General features: G+C 61.6%; 10 protein-coding genes and 1 pseudogene. 7 read left to right on the top strand and 4 right to left on the bottom strand.

What is annotated here, in order from left to right:
• The 4 genes from AC13CY_RS04765 to AC13CY_RS04750 form a co-directional block, all read right to left on the bottom strand.
• On the bottom strand, nucleotides 1-231 hold a 231-nt coding region (locus tag AC13CY_RS04765), incomplete at its 3' end, for a fumarylacetoacetate hydrolase family protein (RefSeq protein ID WP_483052346.1).
• A gap of 127 nt (nucleotides 232-358) precedes the next feature.
• Nucleotides 359-1,342 carry an ectoine hydroxylase gene (gene thpD, locus AC13CY_RS04760; RefSeq protein ID WP_054645159.1) on the bottom strand — a complete coding sequence of 328 codons (984 nt, stop codon included), beginning with the start codon at nucleotides 1,340-1,342 and terminating at the stop codon, nucleotides 359-361.
• A gap of 142 nt (nucleotides 1,343-1,484) precedes the next feature.
• Nucleotides 1,485-2,300: an IS701 family transposase gene (locus AC13CY_RS04755; protein ID WP_052509971.1), complete on the bottom strand. Its 816-nt coding sequence runs from the start codon at nucleotides 2,298-2,300 to the stop codon at nucleotides 1,485-1,487.
• 864 nt (nucleotides 2,301-3,164) lie between these two features.
• Complete coding sequence (locus tag AC13CY_RS04750) at nucleotides 3,165-6,713, bottom strand: DEAD/DEAH box helicase (RefSeq protein WP_483052345.1); 3,549 nt, start codon at nucleotides 6,711-6,713, stop codon at nucleotides 3,165-3,167.
• 507 nt (nucleotides 6,714-7,220) lie between these two features.
• Here AC13CY_RS04750 and AC13CY_RS04745 point away from each other — a divergent pair.
• The 7 genes and pseudogenes from AC13CY_RS04745 to AC13CY_RS04715 all read left to right on the top strand — a co-directional run bounded on the left by AC13CY_RS04745 (nucleotide 7,221) and on the right by AC13CY_RS04715 (nucleotide 12,311).
• A complete protein-coding gene (locus AC13CY_RS04745; RefSeq protein ID WP_475334916.1) occupies nucleotides 7,221-7,790 on the top strand; it encodes an Hsp20/alpha crystallin family protein in 570 nt (189 codons plus the stop codon).
• A gap of 95 nt (nucleotides 7,791-7,885) precedes the next feature.
• Complete coding sequence (locus AC13CY_RS04740; RefSeq protein ID WP_442908436.1) at nucleotides 7,886-8,248, top strand: hypothetical protein; 363 nt, start codon at nucleotides 7,886-7,888, stop codon at nucleotides 8,246-8,248.
• Between the two features lie 15 nt (nucleotides 8,249-8,263).
• Nucleotides 8,264-8,677, top strand: a pseudogene (locus tag AC13CY_RS04735) (Clp protease N-terminal domain-containing protein); the annotation flags it as partial.
• A 30-nt stretch (nucleotides 8,678-8,707) separates the two neighbouring features.
• Entirely contained in the window at nucleotides 8,708-10,735 is a 2,028-nt protein-coding gene (locus AC13CY_RS04730) for an ATP-dependent Clp protease ATP-binding subunit (RefSeq protein WP_483052347.1), read from the top strand.
• Between the two features lie 16 nt (nucleotides 10,736-10,751).
• A complete protein-coding gene (locus AC13CY_RS04725) occupies nucleotides 10,752-10,961 on the top strand; it encodes a hypothetical protein (protein ID WP_167359352.1) in 210 nt (69 codons plus the stop codon).
• Complete coding sequence (locus AC13CY_RS04720; RefSeq protein WP_483052344.1) at nucleotides 10,958-11,812, top strand: PAS domain-containing protein; 855 nt, start codon at nucleotides 10,958-10,960, stop codon at nucleotides 11,810-11,812. The genes AC13CY_RS04725 and AC13CY_RS04720 overlap by 4 nt, the downstream gene beginning before the upstream one ends.
• 28 nt (nucleotides 11,813-11,840) lie before the next feature.
• A complete protein-coding gene (locus tag AC13CY_RS04715; RefSeq protein ID WP_062361806.1) occupies nucleotides 11,841-12,311 on the top strand; it encodes a phosphate-starvation-inducible PsiE family protein in 471 nt (156 codons plus the stop codon).
• Nucleotides 12,312-12,677 lie beyond the last annotated feature (366 nt).

Raw genomic sequence — 12,677 nt, 5'->3', positions numbered from 1 at the left:
CAGTAGCGCCAGCTCGACTTCATAATGAACATCGCCTCGCGAAAATGGCGGGTCGAGAGGCTTGGTTAAGTCCACCACGCTAGTGGCGGGCTTGATGAACAGCAGCGGCTCACTGGGAACCGGGTTATCCAGCTCTTTGGCATGTTCGGCATAGTTGCGGCCGACACAGATGACCTTGCCCAGCGCGTGGGGAAACTCCTGACCATCGGTAAACTGTGGAACAAAACGCATGGCGGGTCTTCTCCTTCTCGTTATGCGTGCCGTATTCGCAACGACAGGCGCATTAGTCTACCCCAGCCATGCCCATGTTCCACAGTATCGACCGCGTATTTCCGAATTGCAGGAGTATCTGGATCGCTTATGCCTCGGGATACCCGCTCTCCTCAGGCCCATGCGCCAAGAACGAAGGACGCTGTTTAGGCGCGGCAAACGGGGCAACGCAGCGGTTATCGGGCCGATTGAACACGAAGAACACGTTGCTGCGCGGATCCGGCGAGAGGTTGGCGTTGGACGCATGCAGCGTGTTGCAATCGAACAACAGCAGCCCGCCAGCTTTCCCTTTGGGGGCATCGATGCCGTATTTATCGACCAAGTGTGTCAACGCCTCTGGGCTCGGCACGCCCACTTCCTGCGCTTTCAACGAGCGCTTGTGGTTGTCTTCCGGCGTTTCTCCCTGGCAAGGCACGAATTCCATATGCGAGCCCGGAATCAACATCAGCGGGCCATTGAACTCGTGGTTGTCGGTCAAAATCAGCGAGGCGCTGACCGCGTGCATGTTGGGCATACCATCTTCAGCGTGCCAGGTCTCGAAGTCCGAGTGCCAATTGAAGCCTTTACCGGCAAAGCCCGGCTTGTAGTTGATACGCGACTGATGCACGTAGGGGTCGTCACCGATGATCTGACGAGCCGCACCAGCCACGCGCTCGTCGCTGGCAAGCGCCCCTAATCGCTCAGAAAGGCGATGCACGGCAAATAGTGAGCGAATCTCATGGCTTTCTGGCTCGGTGATGCTGAACGCCTTATCGCGATAGGCGTCGTTGCTCAGCAGGGCATTCATCTCTTTGCGAAGCGCCTCCAGCTCTTCGCCATCGATCAAATTGGGAATGAACAAATATCCCTTGCGTTCGAACTCATCGAGCTGAGCCTCACTCAGCGGTCCCGGTAGCGCACGCCCTTTTACGACGCCATCCTGGCGGGGCTGTGTGAGTGATGCAGGGGCTTGGGCCAAGCGTGTGGGATAAGCGTCTACCACCCTGGCATTGCCCGCCGTGGGCACGTCGGCCATCTCGCTATACTGTTTGTGGGCGGTCACATGGTTAAGCGGTGTATTGCTGACTGTCATCTAATCCACTCCTTGTATGATTAAACTTCAGTTAAAACGTGTCTCATTTAGAAACACAGCGCAGTAGATAGGGTAGCGAACCTTTCTGCGCTTGCAACCTAGGATGGCTCCTTTCATAACGTGGGTTATGACATTCACCTCCTCATCTCTGACTATCGCAAAACCAGCGTTCGCCCTTGCTGCCTGAGCCAGCGGATAGGGTCTGCCATGCGTCATCCGGCAATGCCGCTGCGATCTCGTCCGCTCGCGTGTAGTGGAAGCTCTGCCACCACAAGGATTCGTTACAAGCCACTTCTAAAACAAAGGGTTGTGAGCGCTCCTCCAGCCACAGACGCAGGCTGCGGTTACCGTCATAGACGCTATCCCCCGTCACCCAGGCGGCCGGTATGTCCTGATCCATCGCGCACTCCAGCATCCGGCGAGCGAGCTCGGGTTTGCTGGCAAATTCGACGTCATCAGGGATGCCCGCACGCCGACAACGCTCGCGGTCCAGTGTCCAGGATTTGGGCAAGTACAGGGCGCGATCCAGGAAGGCATGTCCCGCCGGGCTAGCGTAGAGAAGAAAGACCCCGATCTGACTATTTTCGATACGGCCAGCGGTGCCACTGTACTGGCGTTGCACGCCGGCCGAGTGCTGGCCTTTCTTGGTAAAGCCGGTCTCGTCCAGGACTAGGACACCCTTAGGCGAGCCCAGCGTATCGATGACCCATTGGCGGAGAATATCGCGTGCTACGTCCGCATCCCAGCGGGCACGATCCAACAGGTACTGTACCCCATCTGGGGTGGCATCGCCGAGCCATTCGGCAAGATGCCAGCTATTCTTACGTTCACACTGGCTGAGCAGCCCCTGGATGTAACGTAGAGCTCGAGCGCGCGTTTCCGAACGCGGAAAGAGCGGGCCTAACCGCTCTGCCAGGTCATCCAACAATGCTGAGACAGAAAGATCCAGTTCTTGCATCCTTCACCCTGTAATCGCTTCCATATCAACCACATGCATTGTAGCTTATTCAGTTACGACTGTAGTACTAGACCAACCTAAGCCCCAAGCACGATCATCACACTAAGACCCAACACGCCATAGGCAACCAGAACCTCTAGTGTAGTATTGTGTAGGTGGCCATACTGGCGTGTTCGGTCAGGAAGCCATTGACACTCAGCCAGCCCAAGTGCCGAGTCCACGCCCACCTCCCCGAACGCCAGCAACGCGCAGCGAAGCTCACGCCCGCCAACATTGTTGCTCCGAAGAACATCGCAGGATGCGGGGCATTCATTACACCAAAGTCGGGCCGAAATCGCGGGTTATCGAAAGCCTGACGCCAGTGAGCAATGCCATACTCACCCACCGAGACCACCAGCATCAGCCCCAGAAGTGCGAGGCCCCAGAACATCAGGGTATGGCGTGTGCTGCCCCGCCATCATTGACCAGCTCAGCAGCTGCACGAGAACCGCCGCGAGCAATAGCTATAACGGGGCTGTGCTCCGTATACCTCTTCGTATACCTCTTCCCCAGACCAATACCGCCACCAAACCAGTCAAGGCCTCCAGTGCCGCAACTAGCGATTCGACCGAGAGATAAGGGAGCGTCTCGGAAAGAATGGCCAGGCCCACGCCCTCATGCTTCAGAGCAAACAACAGATGCGAGAGGAGATCGTCATCGGCAGGCGCTCGCTCCGGCGGCAGGACGCCCAGCGCCAGGTGCCCATGAAGGTGCACATCACCAACGTTTTTCATCTTCATGCTCAGGAAGCGAGGTATTTCGTTCACTTCAGCAGGAAAATCTTCAGCCAACAACCAGAGGGGGATTTTTTCTTAACCCATCTCACTACACTACCGGCGCAAAGAGCAGCGCCAGATCCTCCTCGTCGAATAGCGGGCCGTCGCTCTTGTGCTCGGCGCCACCCTCAAGGATCGAGGCGGCGAGATCGGCCTTGCGCGCCTGCAGGTCGAGGATGCGCTCCTCCACGGTGCCGGCGCATACCAGCTTATAGACGAACACCGGGTTCTGCTGGCCCATGCGGTGGGCGCGGCCGGTGGCCTGGGCCTCCACCGCCGGATTCCACCAGGGATCGTAGTGGATCACGGTGTCCGCGGCGGTGAGGTTCAGGCCCGTACCGCCGGCCTTGAGGCTGATCAGAAATACCGGGATCTCGCCCTGCTGAAACAGCGCCACCCGCTGCGTGCGGGTCTTGCCCGGCGTGTCGCCGGTCAGGGTGGTGAAGGGGATGCCGTCCTTCTCCAGCGCCTCACCGATCAGCGTGAGCATCTCAGTGAACTGGGAGAAGATCAGGATGCGCCTCCCCTCCTCCACCAAGGGCCCCACCAGTTCGCGCAGTTGCTCCAGCTTGGCCGAGCGCTTGGTCTTGCGCACACTCTCCAGTTTGACCAACCGCGGGTCGCAGCACACCTGGCGCAGCTTGAGCAGCGCATCGAGCATCACGATGCCGGAAGCGGCCAGGCCGCGCTCGGCCACCGCCTGCTGCACCCGCTGGTGCTGGGCCAGGCGCAGGCTCTCGTAGAGCTCGCGCTGGGCGCCGCTCAGGGTGACCTCGCGACGGGTCTCGGTCTTCTCCGGCAGCTCGGCGAGCACCTGTTGCTTGGTCCGGCGCAGCATCAGCGGAGCGATGCGCCGGGAGAGCCGCTGGCGCAGCTCGACGTCGCCCTCTTTCTCGATGGGGGTGCGAAAGCGCTGACCGAACCACTGCTGGCTGCCCAGGGCGCCCGGGGCCACGGCATCGAGCTGCGCCCACAGCTCACCCAGGTGGTTTTCCAGTGGCGTACCGGTCATGGCGATGGCGCGGGCCACATTGAGCTCGCGCACCGCCCGCGCGGTCTGGCTGGCGGCATTCTTGATCGCCTGGGCCTCGTCAAGCACCAGCAGGCCGAAGTCGTGCTCGCGCAGGCGTTCGAGATCGCGGATCAGCAACGCATAGGTGGTCACCGCGAGGTCGGCACCGGGAAGCGCCTCCTCGAACTGGCGCTCGCGCTGAGCCTTCCCCCCCTGCAGGGCGACGACGTTGAGCTCGGGGGCGAAGCGTTCAGCCTCGGCGCACCAGTTGCCCACCAGGCTGGTGGGCGCCACCACCAGGGTCGGGCCGGTCAGCGCCCCGCGGGCGCGCTCATCGAGCACATGAGCCAATACCTGGACGGTCTTGCCCAGGCCCATATCGTCGGCCAGGATGCCGCCGGTGCCCAGCTCGGAGAGAAAGCGCATCCAGGCGATGCCTCGGGCCTGGTAGTCACGCAGCTCGCCAACTAAGCCCGGCGGTGCCGGCAGGCTGGCGGGCAGCTCGCGCAGGCGCCGGGCCAGTTTGGTCACGTCGTCTCGTCCCGCCCAGCACTCGTGCTCGGCCAGGGGCGCTACCTTCTCGGCGGCGGTCACCGGCAGGCGCACCGCCACCTCGGGGTCGCTCTCATCATTCAACCAGTCGAGGATGGGCGCCATCAGCGAGCGCAGGCGCGAGAGCGGCATCACCAGGCGGCGATTCTCCGGCAGGGCCAGCGTCCAGCTGGCGTCCTCTGGTTCATCAGCGGCCGGCTCCAGCGGAAAGCCGGGATCCCGAAACAGGCGGCGCAGGATCGGCAGCAGGTTGAGGCGTTCGCCCTCCACCTCGATATCCAGCGCCAGGTCGAACCAGCCGTTGCCGGCCGGCTCCAGCTCGCCGTACCAATCGTCCGGCTCCACATAGGTGGGTTCTTCGGGAAAGTCGTCGCTGAAGTGAACCAGGCAACCCGCCTGGCGCAGCCGGGCGATCATCTCCCACCACTCATCGGGGCCGGCCAGGTGGGTCGACCATTCGAGGATCGTGGCCGGAGGACCCTCGGCATTCGGCAGCAGCAGCGACCAGTCAGGCAGCTTCAGATAGGCCGGCACCAGCTCGGCCTCGCGCAGCCACTCCAGGGTGATCATGCCCGATGGCAGCCCGCGCACCAGCGCCAACTCCGCCTCGGCATCGCGCTTGATCTTGAGTCGCTGGCCATCACGGTACCCCTGCACCCAGTCGCCGGGCTCCGGGACCACCTCGATACCAGCATAGTCAAGCCCCACCACCGCCGCACCGACTTCCACCCAGCGCGGCAGAGGTGCACCGTCACGAAAGCCCAGCTGACCTGCGGCTACCTGCATGGTGACCTTGAGCCGCGGCACCACATCATCCAGCTGGCGCTCCTCGACCTGATGCGGCGCCGGCAATGTCTCGGCCAGTGCCGGCGCCTCACCCAGGCGCTCACTCAACCAGCCACTCATCTCGGGGGGTAGCGGCGGCGCCTGCGCCACCCTTTTAAGCCACTCGGGACTACCGGCCAGGCGGCCGAACAAGCCCTGCTCAACGTCCAGGTAGCACAACTCGCGCCCACTACGCAGCACAAGCGCCGTTTGCGAGAGCAATCCTTCTGGCTGCGTATCCAGCGCCAGATGCTGTACCCCCTCTTCATCCGCCTGCCAGCGAGGCGCCAGCTGCCCGGCAGGGCCCAGTTCAAGAACGGGGCCCGTCTGCTTTTCATGGAACAGCAGTGGGAGCTCATCGCCTTCAAGCAGATTCCACAGCGCCCGCCCCTGCAGTGGCTGGTCGATGACCGCCGCACGGCGCATCTGACCTGATATCAAAGTGGACTCCTGAGGGCCGTGCAAAAGCAGTGTCAGGGCCTCCTCCTGGGCCGCAGGCCAACCACCCTCGGGCACTGGCACCAGGTCGGAGGCCGCCTCGATGATCCGTGGCGCCACCCACCCCGAGTGGCGATGGCTCTGGCGCGACGGACGCACCCACACCGGCACCACCCGCAGCACCGGCTCACGATAGGCACCGGGCGCGCTCAGAAACAGGGCGAGGCGATACTCATCGCCGACGCGCCGCCCTTCTGGTTCCTCCTGCAAGGCAGGCCGATCCGCCCGCTTCAGCCACGCTTCCCAGTCGCGCTTCAGGCGCTCGCGCTTGGCCGACGCCAGTTCGGCCGACGACGAGCGCTTGGCAAGCGGTGGCGCAGGGGGCGAACCGGGAGACGGCTCGAGGCTTTCCTCCGGCGAGGCGAAGCCCTCCTCGCCCATCTGATTCATGAAGGTCTCGATCAGCGCCACGGCATGCTTGCAGCGAACACCGACCGGGCAATTGCAGAGGGTAAAGAGCCCTTTCTCGAGCCCCCTTGGGTCAAGGTAAACCCGGGTCATGTAGGCCTGCTTGCGGCTACCGGCAACGCGCCCGAAGATTCCCAGCATGTCACTGCCGACCTGCAGGTCGAGCCCATCATGCACACGCCCCTTGTGGGCATAGCCCAACCCACGCGATAGGGTGGCGGCATCGAAGACGGTCGGCCAATCCACTTCCATCAGAGCCAAGTACAGATCCAGGGCAGGGTCTTCAGGATAACGCTCCGACATATTGGCTCCTTGAGGTCGATGTTACAGGGAACATAATGCTACCACGATCCCCCACGCCCATCGTTGCCGCGCCTCCTGTCCCCGGCACAGAAAACACATGGGGGTTGGGGGAAGTGCGCCTTGAGCTCAGGAGGGAGCACCATCGCGGTGGCAGCCAACATTTGTTTCCTGGTTGCTTACGATTGACTCACATCAATCGCCCAGCAGATCGCGAGGTATTGACTCTTGACTATCTGCATGTTAGCCACAATATTTTGCAAAGTCTTGAAGAAAACCCTCGATTGAGGCTGTACGAAGGCGGAAATTGTGGGGGGCATGGCGGTTTCGTCAAAGTGAAATCGATCAATGGATCAATGATCAGACCCAAGCAGGCAGAAAGAAGGAGGTGATACGTACAGATGAGCAGCCGAAGGCAGCGAAACATCCCGTGTTGCCTGTGAGCGCTATCCATAGCCGCAGGCAAACGGAGTGAGCGAGATTCTTCAACTTTTCTTCTGGAGGTGTGACATGGACATTGATTTCAAGAAATTGGCTCCCTGGAACTGGTTCAAGAAAGAACAGGAAGAACAACAGAGCGCTGCCTCGCTGCCCGTGCAGCGCAATGACCTGCCGGTAGCAGGCGGTCCCGTCAGTCCCATCCTGCAATTGCATCGCGACATCGACCGCCTGTTTGACGATGCGTTTCGAGGCTTCGGTTTTCCAGCGCAGGCCATGCCGCGATGGCCGTCGGACTTGCCGGGCATGCTGAAGCCGGTACTTGACATTCAGGAAACCGACAAGCAATACAAGATTTCCTTGGAGGTTCCCGGCGTCGAGGAAAAGGATATCCAGATCACGCTCGACAACGACGTGCTGATGGTACGGGGCGAGAAGCGCCAGGAGCAGGAAAAGAAGGAGGGTGGCTTCCATCGCGTCGAACGCTCCTACGGCAGTTTCCAGCGTGTCCTGAACCTGCCTGACAACGCCAACCAGGAATCGATCAAGGCCGCATTCAAGAACGGCGTGCTCACGATCACGATGGACAAGCGCGAGGCCAGTGCGCCTAAGCAGGGCCGCTCGATCCCGATCAACGGCTGACGCCGATCGGCTCGTCCTCCGAAAAAACCAGGTGAAGATCGAGGCGCCGTTACCTTCGGCGTCTCGTCAAATCAGTCCTCTTAAGGAGCATCAGCATGGCCAGAAAACAATGCCGAGTCTGCGGCCAACCCGCCACGGTGCGGGTGGAAACCAATCTCAATGGTCGCCACAGCACTATGCAGTTGTGTGACGATCACTATCGCCAACTGGTGCGCCAGCAAAAGCGCACCGTCTCACCGCTGGAAGCCTTGTTCGGCTCGCGCAGCGGGCTGTTCGAAGACTTCCTTGGCAGCGACTTCTTCCGCATCGGTGACGACGCACCGTCCATGGCAACCGATACCGACGAGGTCGTCGATGCCTCGTTTGGCGAACCCGCCCCGGCTGCTACGGGTACAACGCGCAGGCGCGGCAGTGGGCTGGCCAGCCGTATCAGCGAACAGTCCGAGGCTTTGTTGTAGGAGGCCGCCAAACATGCCGCCGAATTTGGCCGCCCTGAAGTCGATACCGAACACCTGCTGTTGGCGCTCGCCGACAGCGACGTGGTGAAGACCATCCTGGGGCAATTCAAGATCAAGGTCGATGACCTCAAGCGGCAAATCGAATCCGAAGCCAAGCGTGGCGAGAAGCCGTTCGAGGGCGAAATCGGCGTGTCGCCCCGCGTCAAGGACGCACTCAGCCGCGCTTTCGTGGCATCCAACGAACTCAGCCACTCCTATGTCGGCCCGGAGCATTTCCTGATCGGGCTGGCCGAGGAAGGCGAAGGCTTGGCCGCCAACCTGCTGCGCCGTTACGGCCTCACACCGCAGGCGCTGCGTCAACAGGTGAGCAAGGTGGTCGGTAAGGGGGCCGAGGACGGTCGCGCTGAGGCGCCGACCAACACACCTGAGCTCGACAAGTACTCGCGCGACCTCACCAAAATGGCGCGTGACGGCAAGCTCGATCCGGTCATCGGCCGTGCGCAGGAGATCGAGACCACCATCGAGGTGCTGGCCCGGCGCAAGAAAAACAACCCGGTGTTGATCGGTGAGCCCGGCGTCGGCAAGACCGCCATTGTCGAAGGACTGGCGCAGCGGATGGTCGCCGGCGAAGTACCCGAGACGCTGCGCGACAAGCGCTTGGTGGAACTCAACATCAACGCCATGGTGGCAGGCGCCAAGTACCGCGGCGAATTCGAGGAGCGCGTGCAGAAGGTGCTCAAGGAAGTGACCGAGCACCAGGGCGAGCTGATTCTCTTCATCGACGAGGTGCACACCATCGTCGGTGCCGGCCAGGGTGGCGGCGAAGGCGGGCTGGACGTGGCCAACGTGTTCAAGCCGATGATGGCGCGCGGCGAACTGAACCTGATCGGCGCCACCACGCTCAACGAGTATCAGAAGTACATCGAGAAGGACGCCGCGCTGGAGCGTCGCTTCCAGCCGGTGATGGTGCCCGAGCCGACGGTAGCGCAGACCATGATGATCCTGCGTGGCCTGCGCGACACCTTCGAGGCGCACCACAAGGTCAGCATCACCGAGGATGCGATCATCGCCGCCGCCGAGTTGTCGGACCGCTACATCACCGCGCGCTTTTTGCCTGACAAGGCCATCGACCTGCTCGACCAGGCGGCCGCACGCGTGAAGCTGTCGGCCACGGCCCGCCCGGTGGCGGTGCAAGAGCTGGAGTCCGAACTGCACCAACTGCGGCGTGAGCAGGACTATGTGGCCTCGCGCAAGCAGTACGACAAGGCCGCCGAGCTGGGCAAGCGCATCGAGGCCAAGGAGACTGAACTCAAGAAGCTCGTCGAGGAATGGGAACGCGAGCGCGCCTCGGGCAACGCCGAAGTCAAGGCCGAGCATGTCGCGCAGATCGTCTCGCGCCTGACCGGCATTCCGGTCAACGAGCTGACGGTGGAAGAACGCGAGAAGCTGCTGCATCTGGAGCAGCGGCTGCACGAGCGCCTCGTGGGCCAGGACGAAGCGGTGCGCGCGGTGGCCGATGCCGTGCGGTTGTCGCGGGCGGGCCTGCGCGAAGGCAGCAAGCCGGTGGCGACTTTCCTGTTCCTCGGACCGACCGGCGTGGGCAAGACCGAACTCGCCAAGGCGCTGGCCGAGTCGATCTATGGCGATGAAGGTGCGCTGCTGCGCATCGACATGTCCGAGTACGGGGAACGCCATGCCGTGGCACGCCTGGTGGGGGCGCCTCCGGGTTACGTCGGCTACGACGAGGGTGGCCAGCTCACCGAGAAGGTGCGGCGCAAACCCTACAGCGTGTTGTTGCTCGATGAGATCGAAAAATCGCACCCCGACGTCTACAACATCCTGCTGCAGGTATTCGACGACGGGCGGCTCACCGACGGCAAGGGCCGGGTGGTGGATTTCACCAATACCATCATCATCGCCACCTCGAACTTGGGCTCGGACATCATCCAGCGTCGGCTGAAGGCCGGTGGCGCCGCCGGCGAGGAATACGAGAAGACCAAGTCCGAGGTGATGGACGTGCTGCGCGGACACTTCCGCCCCGAGTTCATCAACCGCATCGACGAGATCATCGTCTTCCATGCGCTGGGCAAGGAGGAGATCCGCCATATCGTCGGCCTGCAGCTCGATCGAGTGGCCCGCAACGCCGCCAGCCAGGGCGTGACGCTAACCTTCGATCAGACCTTGATCGATCACTTCGCGGAGGAAGGCTACAAGCCCGAGTTCGGCGCGCGTGAGCTCAAGCGGCTGATCCGCAGCGAGCTGGAGACGGCACTGGCGCGCGAGATGCTGGGTGGCGGTATCGGCAAGGACGATCACGCCAGCGCCCGCTGGAACGACAAGGCCGAACGGGTGGTCTTCGAGCGCCAGGAGCCACCCGCGAAGCCGACCGAGCCTGAAAAGCCCGATGCCGCGAACGTGGCCGAGGCACCGCCTGGCGACGCGAGCAAGCCTGCGGGCAAGAAGAAGTCAGCGGGCGGCGAATCTTGAGCGATGGGAGGCTGTCGTGTCCGACCCCAACGGGCTGACATGGGCAGCCACCCTCGTGTCGCTGGCGGTCGCTATCCCACCGCTTGCCGGTCTGGCCCACCTGGTGGGACGCGCCACCGGCCAGTCGATGCATAGCGACCCCAGCCACACAATCTTTGACGAAATGCGCTCCGAGTTGCAGAAACTTTGGAACCTCTGTTTCACCCCTAAGGAGCGTCACCTTTGAACGCGACGCCTCAAATCTCAGCCCGACACGGCGACCAGATTAACCAGAATGCCCATTCTGGCAGTTGGCATCTCGATCTTGGCTCGCAACTCCTCACTTGCTCCGATGAAGCCTGCCGCGTGCTCGGCCTGGATGTTGGTGCGCCAATAGCCTTCGAGCGATTCCTGCAGTGCATTCACCCTGAAGACCGCGACCGTGTGCATGAAACCATACAGGCGTCGGGGCAGTCACTCGCGCTTTGGCATGACGAGTACCGGGTGCAGTTTCCAGGCGGTCGGGTGATCTGGGTCGAAGGCGAGGCGTCGCCTGAAGCCATGCCTGATGGGAGCATCCTCTGGCACGGCCACGCAGTCGGCGACAAGTTGCTGTCCGCCCTGTCCAGGCGTATGACACAGGTGTTGCGCGAAGGCGATACCTTGGCCCGTCTTGGTGGTGATGAGTTTGTCGCTATTCTGCTCGACCTGCCGGATATTTCCGTCAGCGTACCGATTCTCGATCGCCTGATCGAGGTGGCTGCGCAGCCCATACCGATTGGTGACGCACGGTGCGAGGTGAGCGCGAGTATCGGTGTGAGCTACTACCCGCAAGGCGAAGATATCGACGCCGACCAACTGCTGCGGCAGGCAGATCAGGCTATGTATCGTGCCAAGCAAGCCGGCAAGAATCGATATCACGTTTTCGATACGGAGAAGGATTGTACACTGCGCACCGGTGAGGTGCTGGGCGCCGAAGCCTTGATCTGCTGGGATTGCTGCCGCCAGACCAGAACCGGATTGATGCCATGCATGGGACAAAGGGTTGACGCGCAAGAGGCTGATCGAGTCGTCTTCTCGGACTCCCCGTTCCATTAACGTTTCATTGAAAGAGAGAGCAACGCTTATGCATAAAGAACCTGGCCACACGACCCTTGACGAAATGCGCTCCCAGTGGCGGTTGATGACGGTTTACGAGCGCTTCGAGCAGGTCGTCGCTCTCGTTCTGTCGGCGGTCATTGCCGTCATCATCGTGGTGTCGCTGATTCAGTTGATTCGGCTCGTCTTCACGCTGCTCGTCATGGATGCACTGAATCCAACGGATCATAAGGCTTTTCAGATGGTATTCGGTGCCACCATGACGCTCCTGATCGCGATGGAATTCAAGCATTCGATCGTCAAAGTGGCGCTGCGTAAGGAAAGCATCATCCAGGTCAAGACCGTCATTCTGATCGCGATCCTGGCACTGGCCCGCAAGTTCATCATCCTTGACCCCGACATTGATCCTGCCAAACTGGCCGCCCTGGCGGGGACGATACTGGCCTTAGGTCTGACCTATTGGCTCATGCGTGAACGCGACGACCGGATAAGCGAGTGATTGGATCATGGCTCTTTATCGTCTAGACGATCGACACGATGCTAGGTCGTGGCACCGCTGGCGAGTTATTGCCAACTACTTTGGCCGCTTGGCGACAATTAAAATGGCCGGTTGGGTGGGGTAGTTGTCGGCCACAAACTGCCTGATGGGACATTTGTGGCCGATTAAGCGAGATGGTATCTAAGACTCCCGGCCCCTAGGTAAGCACCCAGGCAAGAAAAAATCGGTTCTTCGTCACTTCACGTGGATTTGGCCTGATCGAATAGGCGGCCCACCGGGCTGCCAATCAGGTAGATCATGGCGATAAAGTTGGCCTCGTTCCGGTAGCCACGTGCCCGTGACCGAGCCGCTTGGAACAGACCATTC

The organism is Vreelandella sp. L-15, from assembly GCF_056857635.1.
The sequence above is the reverse complement of the archived record's forward strand: the minus strand, read 5'-3'. Positions and strand labels throughout refer to the sequence as shown.